At 66.0% G+C, this 17,129-nt stretch carries 19 protein-coding genes; all 19 read left to right on the top strand.

The genetic code is table 11. The features are described 5' to 3' along the window. Genes ABIE20_RS17020 through ABIE20_RS17110 form a run of 19 tightly spaced genes read left to right on the top strand, consistent with a single transcriptional unit; the run spans position 1 to position 17,129 of the window. Positions 1–255, top strand: coding sequence for an acyl carrier protein (locus tag ABIE20_RS17020; protein ID WP_429506097.1), 255 nt, complete (start codon positions 1–3; stop codon positions 253–255). After that, positions 252–797: a hypothetical protein gene (locus ABIE20_RS17025; RefSeq protein ID WP_429506099.1), complete on the top strand. Its 546-nt coding sequence runs from the start codon at positions 252–254 to the stop codon at positions 795–797. Before ABIE20_RS17020 ends, ABIE20_RS17025 begins: the two co-directional genes overlap by 4 nt. Continuing rightward, complete coding sequence (locus tag ABIE20_RS17030; protein WP_429506101.1) at positions 794–2,473, top strand: AMP-binding protein; 1,680 nt, start codon at positions 794–796, stop codon at positions 2,471–2,473. The genes ABIE20_RS17025 and ABIE20_RS17030 overlap by 4 nt, the downstream gene beginning before the upstream one ends. After that, entirely contained in the window at positions 2,466–3,200 is a 735-nt protein-coding gene (locus ABIE20_RS17035; RefSeq protein WP_429506103.1) for a glycosyltransferase family 2 protein, read from the top strand. Before ABIE20_RS17030 ends, ABIE20_RS17035 begins: the two co-directional genes overlap by 8 nt. Next, entirely contained in the window at positions 3,197–4,135 is a 939-nt protein-coding gene (locus tag ABIE20_RS17040) for a glycosyl transferase (protein ID WP_429506105.1), read from the top strand. The genes ABIE20_RS17035 and ABIE20_RS17040 overlap by 4 nt, the downstream gene beginning before the upstream one ends. After that, complete coding sequence (locus ABIE20_RS17045) at positions 4,116–5,660, top strand: HAL/PAL/TAL family ammonia-lyase (RefSeq protein WP_429506107.1); 1,545 nt, start codon at positions 4,116–4,118, stop codon at positions 5,658–5,660. The genes ABIE20_RS17040 and ABIE20_RS17045 overlap by 20 nt, the downstream gene beginning before the upstream one ends. Further along, on the top strand, positions 5,653–6,078 hold the full coding sequence (locus ABIE20_RS17050; RefSeq protein WP_429506109.1) for an acyl-CoA thioesterase: 426 nt from the start codon (positions 5,653–5,655) through the stop codon (positions 6,076–6,078). The genes ABIE20_RS17045 and ABIE20_RS17050 overlap by 8 nt, the downstream gene beginning before the upstream one ends. After that, on the top strand, positions 6,075–6,674 hold the full coding sequence (locus tag ABIE20_RS17055) for an outer membrane lipoprotein carrier protein LolA (protein ID WP_429506111.1): 600 nt from the start codon (positions 6,075–6,077) through the stop codon (positions 6,672–6,674). Before ABIE20_RS17050 ends, ABIE20_RS17055 begins: the two co-directional genes overlap by 4 nt. Then, a complete protein-coding gene (locus tag ABIE20_RS17060; RefSeq protein WP_429506113.1) occupies positions 6,664–8,976 on the top strand; it encodes an MMPL family transporter in 2,313 nt (770 codons plus the stop codon). Before ABIE20_RS17055 ends, ABIE20_RS17060 begins: the two co-directional genes overlap by 11 nt. Further along, positions 8,973–10,133, top strand: coding sequence for a sodium:proton antiporter (locus tag ABIE20_RS17065; RefSeq protein ID WP_429506115.1), 1,161 nt, complete (start codon positions 8,973–8,975; stop codon positions 10,131–10,133). Before ABIE20_RS17060 ends, ABIE20_RS17065 begins: the two co-directional genes overlap by 4 nt. Further along, positions 10,120–11,367, top strand: a complete 1,248-nt coding sequence (locus tag ABIE20_RS17070; RefSeq protein ID WP_429506117.1) for an NAD(P)/FAD-dependent oxidoreductase — start codon at positions 10,120–10,122, stop codon at positions 11,365–11,367. The genes ABIE20_RS17065 and ABIE20_RS17070 overlap by 14 nt, the downstream gene beginning before the upstream one ends. Further along, positions 11,364–12,107, top strand: a complete 744-nt coding sequence (locus ABIE20_RS17075; protein ID WP_429506119.1) for a class I SAM-dependent methyltransferase — start codon at positions 11,364–11,366, stop codon at positions 12,105–12,107. The genes ABIE20_RS17070 and ABIE20_RS17075 overlap by 4 nt, the downstream gene beginning before the upstream one ends. Continuing rightward, on the top strand, positions 12,104–12,589 hold the full coding sequence (locus ABIE20_RS17080; protein WP_429506120.1) for a hypothetical protein: 486 nt from the start codon (positions 12,104–12,106) through the stop codon (positions 12,587–12,589). Before ABIE20_RS17075 ends, ABIE20_RS17080 begins: the two co-directional genes overlap by 4 nt. Continuing rightward, the gene (locus tag ABIE20_RS17085) at positions 12,586–13,785 is read left to right on the top strand and encodes a beta-ketoacyl-[acyl-carrier-protein] synthase family protein (RefSeq protein WP_429506121.1); all 1,200 of its coding nucleotides are present in this window, start codon (positions 12,586–12,588) and stop codon (positions 13,783–13,785) included. The genes ABIE20_RS17080 and ABIE20_RS17085 overlap by 4 nt, the downstream gene beginning before the upstream one ends. Next, the gene (locus ABIE20_RS17090; RefSeq protein WP_429506123.1) at positions 13,782–14,252 is read left to right on the top strand and encodes a hotdog family protein; all 471 of its coding nucleotides are present in this window, start codon (positions 13,782–13,784) and stop codon (positions 14,250–14,252) included. Before ABIE20_RS17085 ends, ABIE20_RS17090 begins: the two co-directional genes overlap by 4 nt. After that, positions 14,245–14,973: a 3-oxoacyl-ACP reductase FabG gene (gene fabG / locus ABIE20_RS17095; RefSeq protein ID WP_429506125.1), complete on the top strand. Its 729-nt coding sequence runs from the start codon at positions 14,245–14,247 to the stop codon at positions 14,971–14,973. The genes ABIE20_RS17090 and fabG overlap by 8 nt, the downstream gene beginning before the upstream one ends. After that, positions 14,973–16,199 carry a beta-ketoacyl-ACP synthase gene (locus ABIE20_RS17100; RefSeq protein WP_429506127.1) on the top strand — a complete coding sequence of 409 codons (1,227 nt, stop codon included), beginning with the start codon at positions 14,973–14,975 and terminating at the stop codon, positions 16,197–16,199. Before fabG ends, ABIE20_RS17100 begins: the two co-directional genes overlap by 1 nt. 24 nt (positions 16,200–16,223) lie before the next feature. Further along, entirely contained in the window at positions 16,224–16,667 is a 444-nt protein-coding gene (locus tag ABIE20_RS17105; RefSeq protein WP_429506128.1) for a hypothetical protein, read from the top strand. Between the two features lie 15 nt (positions 16,668–16,682). Continuing rightward, entirely contained in the window at positions 16,683–17,129 is a 447-nt protein-coding gene (locus ABIE20_RS17110) for a hypothetical protein (protein WP_045193944.1), read from the top strand.

Raw genomic sequence — 17,129 nt, forward strand, 5'->3', positions numbered from 1 at the left:
ATGCAAACCCGCGAAGACATCTTCAACACCCTGCGCGACGCCCTGGTCGAACTGTTCGAACTTGAGCCGGCCAGCATCAGCCTGGACTCGAACCTGTATCAGGACCTGGAAATCGACAGCATCGACGCCGTCGACCTGATCGATCACATCAAGCGCCAGACCGGCAAGAAAATCGCCGCCGAGGAGTTCAAGGCCGTGCGTACGGTCAATGACGTGGTCGAGGCGGTCTACCGCCTGGTCAACACCGCGGCATGAAGCGCCTGATCGGCCTCGGGCTGCTGCTGGCCGGTCTGCTGTACCCCTTTGCGGTGCATTTTGGCATGGCCCACTTTGCCCCCTGGCAATTCGGCCTGCTGCTCGGCGGCCTGTGGCTGGCGCGCGCCTTGAGCGAACCGAGGCGGCCCGGCGGGCACTGGATGGCCGTGGCGGCGATAGCCTTCTGCGCGTTGCTGGCGCTGTTCAACAGTCCGCAATTGCTGCGTTGGTATCCAGTGCTGATCAGCGCCTTCATGCTCGGCCTGTTCGGCCTGAGCCTGAAGTTCGGCCCGCCGGTGGCCGAGCGCCTGGCACGCCTGCGTGAGCCGGAGCTGCCCGAGGTGGCGATCCACTACACGCGCCAGGTGACCAAGGTCTGGAGCCTGTTCTTCCTGGCCAACGGCCTGGTCGCCGCCGCCCTGACCCTGTGGGCGCCGCTGAGCTGGTGGACCCTGTACAACGGCCTGATTGCCTACGGGCTGATGGGCCTGCTGTTTGCCATTGAATGGCTGATAAGACAACGCGTGCGAGGACGCTCATGAAATGGATTGCCCTTGAGCAACTGCTGCACCCAAGCGACGCGTCGCGTCCGGTGAGCATCGCCCCGGCGCTGGACCACGAAGCCCTGCGCCAGCAAGCCCTGCAACTTGCCGCAGGCCTTGAGCAGCGAGGCGTGAAGCGCATTGCCGTGCACCTGGAAGACGCCGCCGAGCTGGCCGTGGCCCTGCTCGGCGCCTGGCGCGCCGGTGTACAGGTGCTGCTGCCGGCCGACCTGCAAGCCCAGACCCGCCAGCGCTGGCAAGGCGAGGTCGAGTTGTGGCTTAGCGACCAAGCGCAAGACACGCCGCTGGACGCCCTGTTCGAAGCCCCCCTGGCCGCCGCCGACCTGGACCTGGACAACTGCCAGCTAAGCCTGTGCACCTCCGGCTCCAGCGGCGAACCCAAGCGTATCGACAAGCGCCTGCGCCAGCTGGCCAACGAAGTGCAGGCCCTGGAACAGCTATGGGGCACAGAGCTGGGCGCTGCGTGCATCATTGGCAGCGTCGCCACCCAGCACATCTACGGCCTGCTGTTTCGCGTGCTCTGGCCATTGTGCGCCGGGCGCCCGTTCGTGCGCCGCCAGTTGCCTTTCCCCGAAGACCTGCAGCGCGCCAGCCGCGAGCATCCGGCCTTTGCCTGGGTGGCCAGCCCGGCGCTGCTCAAACGCATGGGCGACAACCTCGACTGGCCAGCGTTGAGCGCGGTACGCCGGGTGTTTTCCTCCGGTGGCGAGCTGCCGGCCAGCGCCGCCCAGGCCTTGCACCAGCGCCTGCAGCAATGGCCGACCGAAATTCTCGGCAGCTCGGAAACCGGCGGCATTGCCTGGCGCCAGGGCGACAGCCTGTGGCAACCCTTTGCCCAGGTGCACCTGAGCCAGAATGAACAGGGCGCGCTGCGCATCGAATCGACCTATTTGCCGCCCGGCCATATCGAGCAAAGCGCCGATGCCGTGGAGTTCAGCGCTGACGGGCGCTTTCGCCTGCTCGGGCGCCTGGACCGGATCGTCAAGCTGGAAGAAAAACGCATCTCCCTGCCAATGCTCGAACAGGCCCTGGTCGCCCATGGCTGGGTCGAGGAAGCGCGCCTGGCGGTGGTCCAGGAAAACCGCGCCAGCCTCGGCGCCCTGCTGGTGCTCAGCGCCGCTGGCCTGCACGCCCTGCGCAACCAGGGCCGCCGCGCGCTCACCGAAGGCCTGCGCCAACACCTCAGCCAGCACTGCGAAGCCCTGGCCCTGCCTCGGCGCTGGCGCCTGCTGCGGCAACTGCCGTTCAATGCCCAGGGCAAACTGCCCCAGGCCGAGCTCGAAGCCCTGCTGCTGGCACCACGGCCCAAAGGCCCGGAAGTGCTGAGCCAGGCCGAGGTCGACGGCGAACTGCAGTTGCAACTGGCGGTGTCGGCAGACCTTGCCTATTTCAACGGCCACTTCCCACAAACCCCGGTACTGCCGGGTGTGGTCCAGGTCGATTGGGCACTGGCCCTCGGGCAACAACTGCTCGACCGGCCACGCCAGTTCGCCGGCATGGAAGTGCTGAAGTTCCAGCAACTGGTGCGCCCCGGCGACCCGTTGCAACTGACCCTGCGCTTCGATGCCGAGCGCGGCAAGCTCTACTTTGCCTACAGCAATGCCGGGGCAGCCTGCTCCAGCGGCCGTATCGTGCTGGAGGCCATCGGTGAATAAGCCCTGTGCGGTGATCCCGGTGTACAACCACGAACTGGCGGTGCCGGCGGTGGTTGCCGACCTGCTAACTGCCGGCCTGCCTTGCGTACTGGTCGATGACGCCAGCAGCCCGGCCTGTGCCGCCGTGCTGGGCCAGCTGGCCGAACAGCAGCAGGTGCATCTGGTGACATTGCAAGTCAACCAGGGCAAGGGCGGCGCGGTCATGGCCGGCCTGCGCGAAGCTGCGCGCCTTGGCTTCAGCCATGCCCTGCAGGTGGATGCCGACGGCCAGCACGACCTGGCCGATGTCAGCCGCTTTCTCGAACAGTCGCAGACTTATCCACAGGCGCTGATTTGCGGTTACCCACAGTACGACGCCAGTGTGCCCAAGGGCCGCCTGTATGCGCGTTACCTGACTCACGTGTGGGTGTGGATCAACAGCCTGTCGCTGCAGATTCCCGATTCGATGTGCGGCTTTCGCGTCTACCCGCTGCCGCCGACCCTGGCGCTGATCGATGCGGTGAAGCTCGGCAAGCGCATGGACTTCGACCCGGAGATCCTCGTGCGCCTGGCCTGGCGCAACCAGCCGATGCGCTGGCTGCCGACCAAGGTGCACTACCCGGCCGATGGCCTCTCGCACTTTCGCCTGTTCCACGACAACGCACTGATCTCGAAGATGCACACCAAGCTGTTCTTCGGCATGTTGCTGCGTGCCCCGGCGATCCTCTGGCGACGGTGGCAGGCATGAGCAACGGCGAACAACACTGGGCCGAACACCAGGAGCGTGGCAGCTTCTGGCTGATGAAGCTGACCGCCTTCGGCATCAAGCTGCTCGGCCGACGCCTGCTCAGCCCGGTGCTGTATGGCATCGTCCTGTACTTCTTCGTGTTTGGCCGCCGCGCCCGGCAGAGCATCTGGCAATACCAGCAGCACCTGGCCGACTGGAGCGGGCAAGCCAGCCTGCGCCCCAGCCAGCGCAGGGTGTTCGGCCAGTTCATGGCCTTCGCCGATGCCCTGCTGGACAAACTCGACGTGTGGAACGGCAAGCTGCGCCTGGAGCAGATCGAAATCGTCGACCCGGCGCAACTGCGCACTCAATTGCGCGCCGAGCGCGGGCAGATGCTGGTGGGCGCGCACCTGGGCAACCTCGAGGTCTGCCGTGCCCTGGCCGAGCTCGGTGAGCAAGTGACCATGAACGTGCTGGTGCACACCAAGCACGCAGAACGTTTCAATCGCCTGCTTGGTGAATCGGGGGCGAGCAACCTGCGCCTGATCCAGGTCAGCGAGCTGGACCCGGCAATCATGCTGCAACTGAGCCAGCGCCTGGATCGTGGCGAATGGCTGGCGATTGCCGGCGACCGCGTGCCGTTGCATGGTGCGCGCACGGTCGAGGCGGATTTCCTCGGCCACCGCGCTGCCTTCCCGCAAGGCCCGTGGCTACTGGCCGGGCTGCTCAAGTGCCGGCTCAACCTGTTCTTCTGCCTCAAGCAGCATGGCCGCTACCAGGTGATCCTCGAACCCTTCGCCGAGACCATCGAATGGCGCCGTGGCCAGCGCGATCAGGTGATCGCCGACTGGGCCGGGCGCTATGCCGAGCGCCTGGGCCACTATTGCCTGCAAGCGCCGCAGCAATGGTTCAATTTCTACCCTTTCTGGAAGACCGATGACGATGCATCCGCATAAGCCCGTGACCTTCGGCGCGTTGCCGCTGGCAATCGAAGACGTCCTCGCCCTGGCCAATCGCCAGGCCGAAACCCGCCTGCAGGACGACGCCGAGTACCGCGCGCGGATTGCCCGTGGCGCGCAGTTCCTCGACTCGCTGCTGGACAAGGAAGGGGTGATCTACGGCGTGACCACCGGCTACGGCGACTCGTGCGTGGTGGCGGTGCCGCTGGAGCATGTCGAAGCGCTGCCCAAGCACCTGTACACCTTCCACGGCTGTGGCCTCGGCCAATTGCTCGATGCACCGGCCACCCGCGCGGTGCTGGCCGCGCGCTTGCAGTCGCTGTGCCACGGTGTGTCCGGGGTACGCGTCGAGTTGCTGGAACGCCTGCAGGCGTTTCTTGCCCACGACATCCTGCCGCTGATTCCCCAGGAAGGCTCGGTGGGCGCCAGCGGCGACCTGACGCCGCTGTCCTACGTAGCCGCCACCCTGTCGGGCGAGCGCGAAGTCCTGTACCGCGGCGAGCGCCGCAGCGCCGCCGAGGTCCATCGTCAACTGGGCTGGCAGCCGCTGGTGCTGCGGCCCAAGGAAGCCCTGGCGCTGATGAACGGTACCGCAGTGATGACCGGTCTGGCCTGCCTGGCCTTCGCCCGCGCCGATTACCTGCTCAAGCTGGCCACGCGCATCACCGCGCTGAACGTGGTCGCCCTGCAAGGCAACCCGGAGCACTTCGACGAGCGCCTGTTCGCCGCCAAGCCGCACCCGGGGCAAATGCAGGTGGCGGCCTGGTTGCGCCAGGATCTGGCCATCGATGCGCCGACCGCGCCGCTGCACCGCCTGCAGGACCGCTACTCGCTACGCTGCGCGCCGCATGTGCTCGGTGTGCTGGCCGACAGCCTGGGCTGGCTGCGCGGCTTTATCGAAACCGAACTGAACAGCGCCAACGACAACCCGATCATCGACGCCGAAGCCGAACGCGTGCTGCACGGCGGGCATTTCTACGGCGGCCATATCGCCTTCGCCATGGACAGCCTGAAGAACCTGGTGGCCAACGTCGCCGATCTGCTCGACCGCCAGCTCGCGCTGCTGGTCGACACCCGCTACAACCATGGCCTGCCCAGCAACCTGTCGGGCGCCAGCGCCGAGCGGGCAATGCTCAACCACGGTTTCAAGGCGGTGCAGATCGGCGCCAGCGCCTGGACTGCCGAAGCGTTGAAAAACACCATGCCGGCCAGCGTGTTCTCGCGCTCCACCGAGTGCCACAACCAGGACAAGGTGAGCATGGGCACCATCGCCGCCCGCGATGCCCTGCGCACCCTGGAGCTCACCGAGCAAGTTGCCGCCGCGACCTTGCTGGCGGCCAACCAGGGTGTCTGGCTGCGCGGCCGCGAAGCCGACGCCCGCGACCTGCCGCCGGCGTTGGCCGAGATGCACGCCGCGCTGCTCGAAGACTTCGCCCCGGTCATCGAAGACCGTGCCCTGGAAGGCGACCTGCGCCTGTGCCTGAGCCGAATTGCCGAACAACACTGGAGGCTGCATGCGTAGTCAGGGAGTGCTGCACGTCGATACCGAAGTGCTGGTGCCGTTCTTCGATGTCGACAGCATGCTGGTGGTCTGGCACGGCCACTACGTGAAATACCTCGAGGTGGCGCGCTGTGCGTTGCTCGACCGCCTCGAACACAACTACCTGCAGATGCAGGCCTCGGGCTTTGCCTGGCCGGTGATCGACCTGCAACTGCGCTATGTGCGTGGCGCCACCTTCGGTCAGCGCCTGAACGTGCGCGCCAGCCTGGTGGAGTGGGAGAACCGCTTGAAGATCAACTACCTGATCAGCGATGCCGCCACCGGCGAGCGCATGACCCGCGCCAGCTCCGTGCAGGTCGCGGTCGAGATCGCCAGCGGCGAAATGCAACTGGCCTCGCCGCAGGTGATGATCGACGCCGTGAACAAGGTGCTGCCATGAAGACGTTGCTGCGTGGCCTGCTGTGCCTTGGCCTGCTGGCCAGTTGCACGCTGGCCCAGGCCTTTGGCCTTGATGACCTGAGCAAGCAACTGGGCGAACCTGCGGTCATCAAGGGTTCGTTCATCCAGGAAAAACACCTGCGCGCCCTGCCGCAGCCACTGGTCAGCAAAGGCCAGTTCGTGCTCGCCCGTGACCATGGCCTGCTCTGGCTGCTGCAAACGCCCCTCAAGCAGGACTACCGACTCAACGCCCAGGGCATCGCCCGCCGCGACCCGTCCGGTTGGCAGATGCTGCCGGGCAAGAGCGCCGGCGCCGAGCAGAACCGCCTGTTCTTCGCCGTACTGCAAGGCGACAGCAGCGGCCTGCAGCGTGACTTCGAACTAAGCCTGCAAGGCGATGCCAAGCACTGGCAATTGCGCCTGACCCCACGTTCGCTGCTGCTCCAGCAGGTGTTCAGCCAGATCGATATTGATGGCGGGCAATACGTCGAACGCATCCAGTTGCTGGAAACCCAGGGCGACAGCACCGTGCTGCGCATGCCATCGAGCAGCAGCGCCAGCCTGACCGACACGGAGCGCCGCGATTTTGCCGAGTGAGCGCCTGTTGCCACGGCTGTTCTTGCTGCTGCTGATCGCTGTGCTGGCCCTGGCCGGCTGGCAGTGGCACCGCGCTGCGCCGTTGTCTGCCGATCTGATGACGCTGGTGCCCGGCGCCACCCAGGACCCGCTGGTGCAGCGCGCCGAGCAGCGCATGCAGGAGCCACTGAACCGCGAGATGCTGGTACTGGTCGGCCACCCCCAGCGTGACCAGGCCATCGCCTTGGCCCAGCGCCTGGGCGAGCAATGGCAGGCCAGCGGCCTGTTCGAGAAGGTCCAGTGGAGCCTGCAGACCGATCTGCAGGCACTGCGCGAACAGTTGCTGCAAGGGCGCGTGGCGATGCTCTCGCGTGCCGACCGCAGCAGCCTGGTCGACAACCCGCAAGGCTTTATCGAGCAGCGCGTGCAAAGCCTCTACGACCCCTTTGCCGGCTTCAGCCTGGTGCCCAGCCAGGACGACTGGCTGGGCCTGACCGGGCGCATCCAGAACAGCCAGCCACGCCCTGCTGCGGTGCAACTGGATACCGCCAGCGGCGCGCTGGTAGCCGAAGCCGACGGGCAGCACTGGGTGCTGCTGCGCGCGCGTACCTTGGGCAACGCGTTCGACATGCAACTGCCCCTGCAAGTCGCCGACCTGCTCGCCGTCAGCCGGGCTGAAGCCGGGCAGAGCGGCGCCCGCCTGCTGGCTGCCAGCGGTTTGCTGTATGCCGCCAACGGCCAGCGCCAGGCCAGCCAGGAAATCACCTGGGTCGGCGGCGGCGCCACGGTCGGCATCCTCTTGCTGTTGCTGCTGGCGTTCCGGCGCCTGCGGGTGTTGCTGGCGTTCGTGCCGGTGCTGGTCGGCATGCTGTTTGGCGCGGTGGCCTGCGTGGCGCTGTTCGGCCAGATGCACGTGATGACCCTGGTGCTCGGCTCGAGCCTGATCGGTGTCGCCGTCGACTACCCCCTGCACTACCTGTCCAAGAGCTGGAGCCTGCGCCCCTGGCAGGCCTGGCCGGCCTTGCGGCTGACCTTGCCGGGGCTGAGCCTGAGCCTGGCCACCAGTTGCATCGGCTACCTGGCCCTGGCCTTCACCCCGTTCCCGGCCCTGACGCAGATTGCGGTGTTCTCCGCAGCCGGCCTGATCGGCGCCTACCTCAGCGCCGTGTGCCTGCTGCCGGCACTGCTCAAGGGCATCGACCTGCAGCCGGCGCAATGGCCGCTGCGCATTGCCCAATGGCTGGTGGACCTGCGTGAAAAGCTGCTGAACAAGGTTCCCAGCCAGGTCCTGCTCGGCCTGCTGATCCTGTTTTGCGCGGCGGGCCTGTGGCAGCTGGACAGCCGCAATGACATCCGCCAGTGGGTCGGCAGCCCGCCGCAACTGCTCGAAGAAGCCCAGGCCGTGGCGCGCATTACCGGTTACCAGCCCACCAGCCAGTTCTATCTGGTACGCGGCGCCGACCAGAGCCAGTTGCTGGCGCGTCTGCAAACGCTGAGCACGCGCCTTGATGCGCTGGTCGAAACCGACAAGCTCAAGGGCTACATGGCTCTCAGCCAACTGGTCGCCAGCCCTGCCGAGCAGCAACAGGTACGCGATGCACTGAGTACCCTGCCGCTGCAACCGCTGCTGGCCCTGGGCGTGCCGCCAAGCGCGCTACAGGCGGAACTGGCGCACGTGCAGGCACTGCCTACCCTCGGCATCGATCACGCCCTCAGCGGGCCGCTGGGCGAGCCCTGGCGCACCCTGTGGCTGGGTGCCGACGATCAGGGCGTCGCCGCCATCGTCAGCCTGCAAGGGTTGAACGATCCGGCGTTGCTGCGCTTGCAAGCCGACGACCTCGACGGCGTGCAACTGGTCGATCGCCTCGGCGACCTCAACCGGGTGTTCGCCGCGACCCAGGTCAGCGCCGCCGAGCTCAAGCTGTTGTCGTGCGCGCTTATCGTGGTGTTGCTGATCCTGCCGTTCGGCCTCGGTGGTGCCCTGCGCATCGTCGCCCTGCCGCTGCTCGCGGCGTTGTGCAGCCTGGCTTGCCTGGGCTGGCTGGGCCAGCCGCTGACCCTGTTCAGCCTGTTCGGCCTGCTGTTGGTCACCGCCATCAGCGTCGATTACGCGATCCTCATGCATGAGCAGATCGGCGGCGCCGCCGTCAGCTTGCTCGGTACCCTGCTGGCGGCGACCACCACCTGGCTGTCGTTCGGCCTGCTGGCAGTGTCGAGCACCCCGGCGGTGAGCAACTTTGGCCTGGCAGTAAGCCTCGGCCTGGCCTTCAGCTTCGTCCTGGCGCCCTGGGCTGCCGGCGGCCACAAGGAAGTGTCGGCATGAGTATCCTGCTGTTCTGGGCCCTGGCCCTGGCGCTGTTCTGGATCGCCAGCGAGCTGGGCCGGCGCCTGGGGCTGATCCCGATTGTCAGCCAGTTGCTGCTGGCGACCCTCGGCCTGCCGCTGCTGATGCTGTTCTGGGTCGAGCCGCACTGGCAGCTCAGTGGCGCTGCGCTGGTGGCGCCGTCCTGGCTGAAAACCCTGTATGGCCTGAGTTTCGCCCTGCTGCTGGGGCATATTCTGGCTGACGTTGTGGAGCTGAAGTTCGACCGCCAGAGCCTGAAGATCGCCCTGCCAAGCTTCTTTGTGCCCTTTGCCTGTGGCCTGGCCTGCGGCGCCTTGTTGCTGCCGCAGCAGCCCTGGCTGACCACCCTGGCGCTCGGGCTGGTGTTCGCCATCACCGCCATTCCGGTGCTCTACCTGTACCTGCGCAACATCGACTATCCGCCTGCGGCAACCCGGCGCCTGATGCAGTCGGCGATCCTCATCGACCTGACCTGCTGGTTGCTGTTCGGCCTGGGCAAGGGCAGCCTCGACCCCATGAGCCTGCTGCTGCCCGTGCTGGGCGCCTGCCTGCCATTGCCGCTCTACGCCCTTGGCCTGCGCCGGCCGTGGGTCTACAGCCTGGGCTTTTTCGCCCTGCTGTTCGTTGCCGAGCACTACCGCCTCAACGCCTTGATCTTCGGTATCGGCTACCTGTGCTGCCTGGCCTGGCTCAAGCTGCCACTGCACATGCCGCTGTCGGCGCGGTGGATAAAACGCCTACAGAACGGCATCGCCATCCCGCTGATCCTGACCTTCGGCATCATCCAGATCGATATTCACAACGTGCTGCAGGGCTTCGATGCCATCCAGTTGAGTGCCTTGCTGCTGTTACCGATCGTCAGCAAGCTGCTCGGCAACTGGCTGGGCCTGTGCTGGGCAACGCCGTCGTTCGCCGGCGCGAGCAAATGGCGGGAGAGCCTGCTGCTCAATATTCGCGGTTTGAGCGAGATCGTCTTTCTCAACCTGCTGCTGCAACAACAGCTGATCAGCCCGGCGCTGTACTTCGCGCTGATGCTGATGAGCCTGGTCGCCACGCTGATGCCCGCGCTGGCCGGCCTGCACCGGATTCCATTGAAGACTGCCCACCCGGCAAGGAGGCCTTATGCCGAACACTGAACTGCAACAACGGCAGGTGCTGATCATCGGCGCCGGACCGTCCGGCGCCATCGCCGGTGCCCTGCTCAAGCGCAACGGCCACGACGTGCTGGTCATCGAGCGCCAGCGCTTCCCGCGCTTTTCCATTGGCGAGAGCCTGCTGTCGCACTGCATCGACTTCGTCGAGGAAGCCGGCATGCTCCCGGCCCTCGAAGCAGCGGGCTTCCAGCGCAAGAACGGCGCGGCCTTCGCCTGGGGTGATGAGTACAGCGCGTTTGATTTTGGCGACACCTTCAGCAACGGCAAGCCGAGCACCTTCCAGGTCCAGCGCGCCCAGTTCGACCAGTTGCTGGCCGACCAGGCTGCGGCCCAGGGCGTGGAAATCCGCTACGAAGAAGAGATCATCGCCGCCGACTTCGAGCGAGCGCACCCGCAAGTGCGCGTGCGCCGCCAGGATGGCAGCGAGTACCGCGTCGAAGCTGAGTTCGTCCTCGATGCCAGCGGTTATGGCCGCGTGCTGCCGCGCCTGCTGGACCTCGAAGCACCGTCGAACTTCCCGGTGCGCCAGGCGGTGTTCACCCACATCGAAGACCGTATCGACCACCCGGCGTTCGACCGCGAAAAGATCCTCATCACCACCCACCCGCAGCACCGCGATATCTGGTTCTGGACCATTCCGTTCAGCAATGGCCGATGCTCCCTGGGCGTGGTCGCCGGCGCCGAGCACTTTGCTGCCGCGCCGGCCGACCTGGATGCCTGCCTGAAGGACTTCGTCGCCCAGACCCCAAGCCTGGCCAAGGTGCTGGCCAACGCCGTGTGGGACACTCCGGCGCGGACCATCGGCGGCTACTCGGCCAACGTCAAGACCCTGCACGGCCCGGGCTTTGCCCTGCTCGGCAACGCCGCCGAATTCCTCGACCCGGTGTTCTCCTCCGGGGTGACCATCGCCATGCGCTCGGCGAGCATGGCAGCCGGCGTGCTGCACCGCCAGCTGCAAGGTGAAAGCGTCGACTGGCAGAGCGAGTTCGCCGAGCCGCTCAAGCGCGGCGTCGATACCTTCCGCGCCTATGTCGAAGGCTGGTACAACGGCAGCTTCCAGGACGTCATCTACCACCCGGCCAGCTCGCCGGAAATCCGCGCGATGATCAGCTCGATTCTTGCCGGCTACGCCTGGGACCTGCGCAACCCGTTCGTCAGCGAACCCAAGCGGCGCCTGCGCATGCTCGCCGAAGTCTGTGCAAGGACGGCGGCATGAGCCAGCAACCCTTCCTCAGCGACAGCTACGTCGAGGAAACCCGCTTCGGCTTCTGGTTCCTGCGCAGCCACACCTGGCAGCACCATGTGCTGCGGGTGGCGATCAACGACCTGCGCCGGCTGTTCGACGCGCCGCTACCGCAGGCACCGGTGCTGCTTGATGCCGGCTGCGGCCAGGGCAAGTCGTTCCAGTACCTGCAGCAGGTGTTCGCCCCCGGCCAGTTGCTGGGCACCGACGCCGACCCGCACAGCCTCGAGCTGAGCCAGGCCGAGGCCCGGCGCCTGGGCCTGAAGGTCGAGCTGCGTGGCAGTGACTGCGCGGCCTTGCAGTTTGCCGACAACAGCGTCGACATCCTGTTTTGCCACCAGACCTTCCACCACCTGGTCGAACAGGAAAAGGCCCTGGCCGAGTTCTACCGGGTGCTCAAGCCCGGTGGCTACCTGCTGTTTGCCGAGTCCACCGAAGCCTACATCGACACCTGGGTGATCCGCTGGCTGTTCCGTCATCCCATGCATGTGCAGAAAAGCGCCGAAGAGTACCTGCAGATGCTCCGCGACCAGGGCTTCGAATTCGGCGCGCAGAATGTCTCGTACCCGTACCTGTGGTGGAGCCGTTCCAGCGACTTCGGCCTGCTCGAACGCTTTGGCCTGCGCAAGCCGCCACCGGTCGGCCAGCGCGAAGAAACCCTGGTCAACGTGGTTGCCCGCAAACCCTTGAAACCAGCCGAGCCGAGTGCATGAAACGCCTGTTGCTGATCCTCGCCTTCGCCCTGCTGAGCGCCTGCGCCAGTCGGGCGCCGCTGCCCGCGCAAATGCCGGCGCTGACGCTGCCGATGCAGCTGCATATTCAGCGCCAACAGGCAGGGCAAAGCCAGGACTGGCTGCTGGTGATCCAGCGCGAGGACGCCAGCCTGCGCTGGTCGTTACTGGACTTGCTGGGTATTCCGCAAGCACGGCAGTTGCTCAACGACGGCCAGTGGCACGCCGATGGCCTGCTGCCACCCAACCCGGGCGCCCGTGAACTGTTTGCCGCCCTGCTGTTCGCCATGACCCCGGCCGAGCAGGTGCAAACGCTCTACCCCGGCGCCCGCCAGCAAGGCCAGCAGCGCTGGCTGGGTGAGCGCTGGCGAGTCGACTACCGACAAGCCGACGACTTCACCTTGAACCTGGGCCAGGGCCTGCGTTATCTAGTCAGCCCACTGCCCAGCGAGAACACGCCATGACCGCTTACCTCAATGCCCTGGGCCTGGTCTGTGCCCTGGGGCGCGGCCAGGCCGAAGTCGCCCGCAAGCTGTTTGCCGGCGACTGCTCTGGCATGCGCGCGGAGGAGGGCTGGGTGCCGGAGCGCAGCCTGCCGGTGGCGAGCGTACACGGCGAGCTGCCCGAGCTGCCCGTCGGCATGCAGGCCCACCACAGCCGCAATAACCAGCTGCTGCTGGAGGCTTGCCTGCAGATCAATGCAGCGATCGAAGCGGCCATTGCCCGCTTTGGCCGCCAGCGTATCGGCATCGTCCTGGGCACCAGCACCTCAGGGATCAAGGAAGCCAGCGACGGCATCGCCCACTACCTGCGTGAGCAACAGTTTCCAGCCAGCTACGACTATGCCCAGCAGGAGCTCAGCGCCCCGGCCAACTTCCTGGCCGACTGGCTGCAACTGAGCGGCCCGGCCTATGTGATTTCCACCGCCTGCACCTCCAGTGCCAGGGCCTTGATGAGCGCGCGGCGCCTGCTCGACCTGGGGCTATGCGATGCGGTGATCTGCGGCGGTGTCGACAGCCTGTGCAAGCTCACCCTCAACGGCTTCAGCGCCCTCGAGGCGGTGAGCGCCGAGCGCTGCAACCCGTTCTCGGTCAACCGCAACGGCATCAACATCGGCGAAGCCGCAGTGCTGTTCCTGATGACCCGTGATGCCAACCACGAAGGCCCCGGCATTGCCCTGCTCGGTGCCGGCGCCAGCTCCGATGCGCACCATATCTCGGCGCCTGAGCCCGGCGGCAAGGGCGCCTTGCAGGCCATGCGCAAGGCACTGGACAATGCCCGCCTGCAACCGCAAGACATCGACTACCTGAACCTGCACGGCACCGCCACCCGGCACAACGACGCCATGGAAAGCCTGGCCGTGCATGAACTGTTCGGCAGCCAGCTGGCCTGCTCGTCGAGCAAGCCGATGACCGGCCATACCCTGGGTGCGGCCGGCGCACTTGAAGCAGCGTTCTGCTGGCTTAGCCTGGCCGCCGGCAATACCGAAGGGCGCCTGCCGCCGCACGTCTGGGATGGCGTCGATGACCCGCAGTTGCCAGCCCTTAACCTGGCCGATGCCAGCCAGCGCCTGCCGGCCAGCGGCCCGCGACGCCTGATGAGCAATTCGTTCGCCTTCGGTGGCAACAACGTCAGCCTTATTCTCGGAGACACCCCATGATCACCTGGCCACTGGCCGAACTGCTGCCGCACGCCGGCGACATGATCCTTATCGATCAGGTCGAGTCGTTCGATGAAGAGCAGATCCATACCCACCTGACCGTGCGCCCCGGCGGCCTGTTCAACCGCGCCGACGGCAGCCTGCCGGCCTGGGTCGGCATCGAGCTGATGGCCCAGAGCGTGGCTGCCTATGCCGGTTGCCGCGCGCGCCAGCAAGGCCAGCCGGTGGAGCTGGGCTTTTTGCTCGGCACGCGTAAATTCGAATGCAATGTCGAACATTTCCCTGCCGGTACCCATTTGCACATCCATGCCCTGCGTTCGCTCGAAGACGACAACGGCATGGGCGTGTTCGAGTGTCACCTGCGCGGCCCGGGCATCCATGCCATGGCCCGTTTGAACGTTTTTCGCCCGCCGCAGGTGGCCAGCTACCTGGCCGAAGCGGGCCCAGAGGAGTCCCCCCATGACTGACACCATCCTGGTCACCGGTTCCAGCCGTGGCATTGGCCGGGCCATCGCCCTGCGCCTGGCGCACGCCGGTTTCGACCTGGTCCTGCATTGCCGAAGCGGGCGCAGCGAAGCCGACGCCGTTGCAGCAGAAGTCCGGGGCCTGGGCCAGCAAGCCCGCGTGCTGCAGTTCGACGTCGCCGACCGCGCCGCCTGCGCGGCCATCCTCACTGATGACGTGGAAACCCATGGCGCCTACTACGGCGTGGTCTGCAACGCCGGCCTGACCCGTGACGGTGCCTTCCCGGCCCTGACTGAAGAAGACTGGGACCAGGTGCTGCGCACCAACCTCGACGGCTTCTACAACGTCCTGCACCCGCTGATGATGCCGATGATCCGCCGGCGCAAAGCCGGGCGCATCGTTTGCATCACCTCGGTGTCGGGCATGATCGGCAACCGCGGCCAGGTCAACTACAGCGCCTCCAAGGCCGGCGTCATCGGCGCCGCCAAGGCCCTGGCAATCGAGCTGGGCAAGCGCAAGATCACCGTCAATTGCGTCGCTCCGGGGTTGATCGATACCGCCATGCTCGACGAGCACGTGCCGGTCGAAGAGTTGCTGAAGATGATCCCGGCGCAGCGCATGGGCACTCCGGAAGAAGTCGCCGGCGCGGTGAATTTCCTCATGTCGGCCGAAGCCGCCTACATCACCCGCCAGGTGCTGGCAGTTAATGGAGGCCTGTGCTGATGAAACGTGTGGTCGTCACCGGCATGGCCGGTATCACCTCGCTGGGCAGCGACTGGCAGACCATTGCTGGCAACTTCGCCAGCAACCGCAGCGGCATCCGCCGCATGGACGAATGGGACCGTTTCGAGGAGCTCAACACGCGCCTGGCCGGCCCCATCGATGATTTCAAGGTGCCGAGCGGCTGGACCCGCAAGCAGCTGCGCAGCATGGGCCGGGTCTCGCGCCTGGCCGTGGCCGCGGCCGAGAACGCCCTGCGCGACGCCGGCCTGCTCGATGACCCGTCGATCCGCGACGGGCGCATGGGCGTGGCCTGTGGCTCGTCCACCGGCAGCACCGACGAGATCAAGGCGTTCGGCAACATGCTGCTCAACTCGGTGGCCGAAGGCCTCAACGCCAACTCCTATGTGCGGATGATGCCTCACACCACCGCGGCCAATATCAGCATCTTCTTCGGCCTCACCGGGCGCCTGATCCCTACCTCCAGCGCCTGCACCAGCGGCAGCCAAGGCATCGGCTATGCCTACGAGGCGATCAAGTTCGGCCGCCTGCCGCTGATGCTCGCCGGCGGCGCCGAAGAGCTGTGCCCGACCGAGGCGATGGTCTTCGACGCGCTGTACGCCACCAGCCTCAAGAACGACACCCCGCACAAGAGCCCGAGCCCCTACGACAGCGGCCGCGACGGCCTGGTGATCGGCGAAGGCGGTGGCATGCTGGTGCTCGAAGAGCTCGAGCACGCCCTGGCCCGTGGCGCGCACATTTATGCCGAGATCGTCGGCTTTGGCAGCAACGCCGACGGCCAGCACACCACCCGCCCGGAGCAGGCAACCATGCGCCGGGCCATGGAGCTGGCGCTGGAAGACGCAAGCCTCACGCCCGCTGCCATCGGCTACGTCAACGGCCACGGCACCGCCACCGAGCAGGGCGACATCGCCGAAACCCTGGCCACCAGCAGCCTGTTCGGCCCGCGCATGGCGATCAGTTCGCAAAAAAGCTTCCTCGGCCACACCCTCGGTGCTTGCGGCGCGCTGGAGTCCTGGTTCAGCATCGAGATGATGAACAGCGACCGTTATGTGCACACCCTCAACCTTGAGCACATCGACCCGCGTTGCGGCGAGCTGGACTACCTGTGCGGCGAGTTTCGCAGCATGAGTCACGACTACGTGATGAACAACAACTTCGCTTTTGGCGGGGTTAACACCTCGCTGATTTTCCGTCGCTGGACCTGACTTGAACCTGCTGGAGAGAAAGGAATGTCTTCATTGATTCGCGCCGCTGTCCTCGGCCTGGCCCTGGCGGGCCTGGCTGGTTGTACCTCAAAGCAGGTACTGACCCCGCAAGAACAGCTGGTGGTCGGCCACAACTACAGCCACGAGCAAGTGCAGCAGGCCATCCTCAAGGCCGTCGCCGAGCGCGGCTGGACCGCACGCACGGTCAGCCCGAACCTGATCCAGGCCGACATCCTGGTGCGCAATACCTTCTATGCCGCCATCGACATCCGCTACAGCGTCAGCAACTTTCGCATCAACTACCGCGACAGTCGCGAACTGGGCTACAAGAACGGCAAGATTCACCGCAACTACAACCGTTGGGTGAACAACCTCGACAAAAGCATCCTGCAAGAGCTGAACAGGATGGAAGCGCAAAACATGGTGCAACGCGCCATCAACGAACAGCACTCGAACACTGTCAAATAATCAAGGAACGACACAATGCGTCTGAAAACCTGGACCGCCACCGCCACTCTGCTGCTCTGCGCCCTGCCCGGCCTGAGCCAGGCCCGTGACACCACTCACTACCTGCCGTTCGAGAAAGTCGTGGCGCAGATGACCGCCGAGAACAAGCTCGACGGCTCGGTGAAGTTCTACCTGGCCGGCGTGCAGCCAAAAGGCAAGGTCACCGTGGTCAGCCCGGCGGCGATCACCAACAAGAAGACCAACGCCTTCAACAAGAGCGACGAAGCGGCCTGCGAATGGGCCCTGCAATCGGCGCTGCTGACCATGCAGGACGCCGCTCGCAAGGTCGGCGCCAACGCCGTGACCAACATCAGCAGCTACTACAAGCGCAACGAGCGCAAGGACGCCACCACCTACGAATGCCACGCCGGCGCAGTCATGGCGGGCGTTGCGCTGAAGGGCGACCTGGCCAAGGTCCAGTAA

The organism is Pseudomonas sp. 2835 (genome assembly GCF_050435905.1).
Classification (GTDB): domain Bacteria; phylum Pseudomonadota; class Gammaproteobacteria; order Pseudomonadales; family Pseudomonadaceae; genus Aquipseudomonas.

What these genes read in the sequence shown, in the direction of transcription:
- ABIE20_RS17110 (WP_045193944.1), top strand. Translation starts at nt 16,683, where the DNA reads ATGCGTCTGAAAACCTGGACCGCCACCGCCACTCTGCTGCTCTGCGCC.
- ABIE20_RS17040 (WP_429506105.1), top strand. Translation starts at nt 3,197, where the DNA reads ATGAGCAACGGCGAACAACACTGGGCCGAACACCAGGAGCGTGGCAGC.
- ABIE20_RS17105 (WP_429506128.1), top strand. Translation starts at nt 16,224, where the DNA reads ATGTCTTCATTGATTCGCGCCGCTGTCCTCGGCCTGGCCCTGGCGGGC.
- ABIE20_RS17020 (WP_429506097.1), top strand. Translation starts at nt 1, where the DNA reads ATGCAAACCCGCGAAGACATCTTCAACACCCTGCGCGACGCCCTGGTC.
- ABIE20_RS17045 (WP_429506107.1), top strand. Translation starts at nt 4,116, where the DNA reads ATGACGATGCATCCGCATAAGCCCGTGACCTTCGGCGCGTTGCCGCTG.
- ABIE20_RS17025 (WP_429506099.1), top strand. Translation starts at nt 252, where the DNA reads ATGAAGCGCCTGATCGGCCTCGGGCTGCTGCTGGCCGGTCTGCTGTAC.
- fabG (WP_429506125.1), top strand. Translation starts at nt 14,245, where the DNA reads ATGACTGACACCATCCTGGTCACCGGTTCCAGCCGTGGCATTGGCCGG.
- ABIE20_RS17100 (WP_429506127.1), top strand. Translation starts at nt 14,973, where the DNA reads ATGAAACGTGTGGTCGTCACCGGCATGGCCGGTATCACCTCGCTGGGC.
- ABIE20_RS17070 (WP_429506117.1), top strand. Translation starts at nt 10,120, where the DNA reads ATGCCGAACACTGAACTGCAACAACGGCAGGTGCTGATCATCGGCGCC.
- ABIE20_RS17090 (WP_429506123.1), top strand. Translation starts at nt 13,782, where the DNA reads ATGATCACCTGGCCACTGGCCGAACTGCTGCCGCACGCCGGCGACATG.
- ABIE20_RS17030 (WP_429506101.1), top strand. Translation starts at nt 794, where the DNA reads ATGAAATGGATTGCCCTTGAGCAACTGCTGCACCCAAGCGACGCGTCG.
- ABIE20_RS17055 (WP_429506111.1), top strand. Translation starts at nt 6,075, where the DNA reads ATGAAGACGTTGCTGCGTGGCCTGCTGTGCCTTGGCCTGCTGGCCAGT.
- ABIE20_RS17080 (WP_429506120.1), top strand. Translation starts at nt 12,104, where the DNA reads ATGAAACGCCTGTTGCTGATCCTCGCCTTCGCCCTGCTGAGCGCCTGC.
- ABIE20_RS17065 (WP_429506115.1), top strand. Translation starts at nt 8,973, where the DNA reads ATGAGTATCCTGCTGTTCTGGGCCCTGGCCCTGGCGCTGTTCTGGATC.
- ABIE20_RS17085 (WP_429506121.1), top strand. Translation starts at nt 12,586, where the DNA reads ATGACCGCTTACCTCAATGCCCTGGGCCTGGTCTGTGCCCTGGGGCGC.
- ABIE20_RS17075 (WP_429506119.1), top strand. Translation starts at nt 11,364, where the DNA reads ATGAGCCAGCAACCCTTCCTCAGCGACAGCTACGTCGAGGAAACCCGC.
- ABIE20_RS17050 (WP_429506109.1), top strand. Translation starts at nt 5,653, where the DNA reads ATGCGTAGTCAGGGAGTGCTGCACGTCGATACCGAAGTGCTGGTGCCG.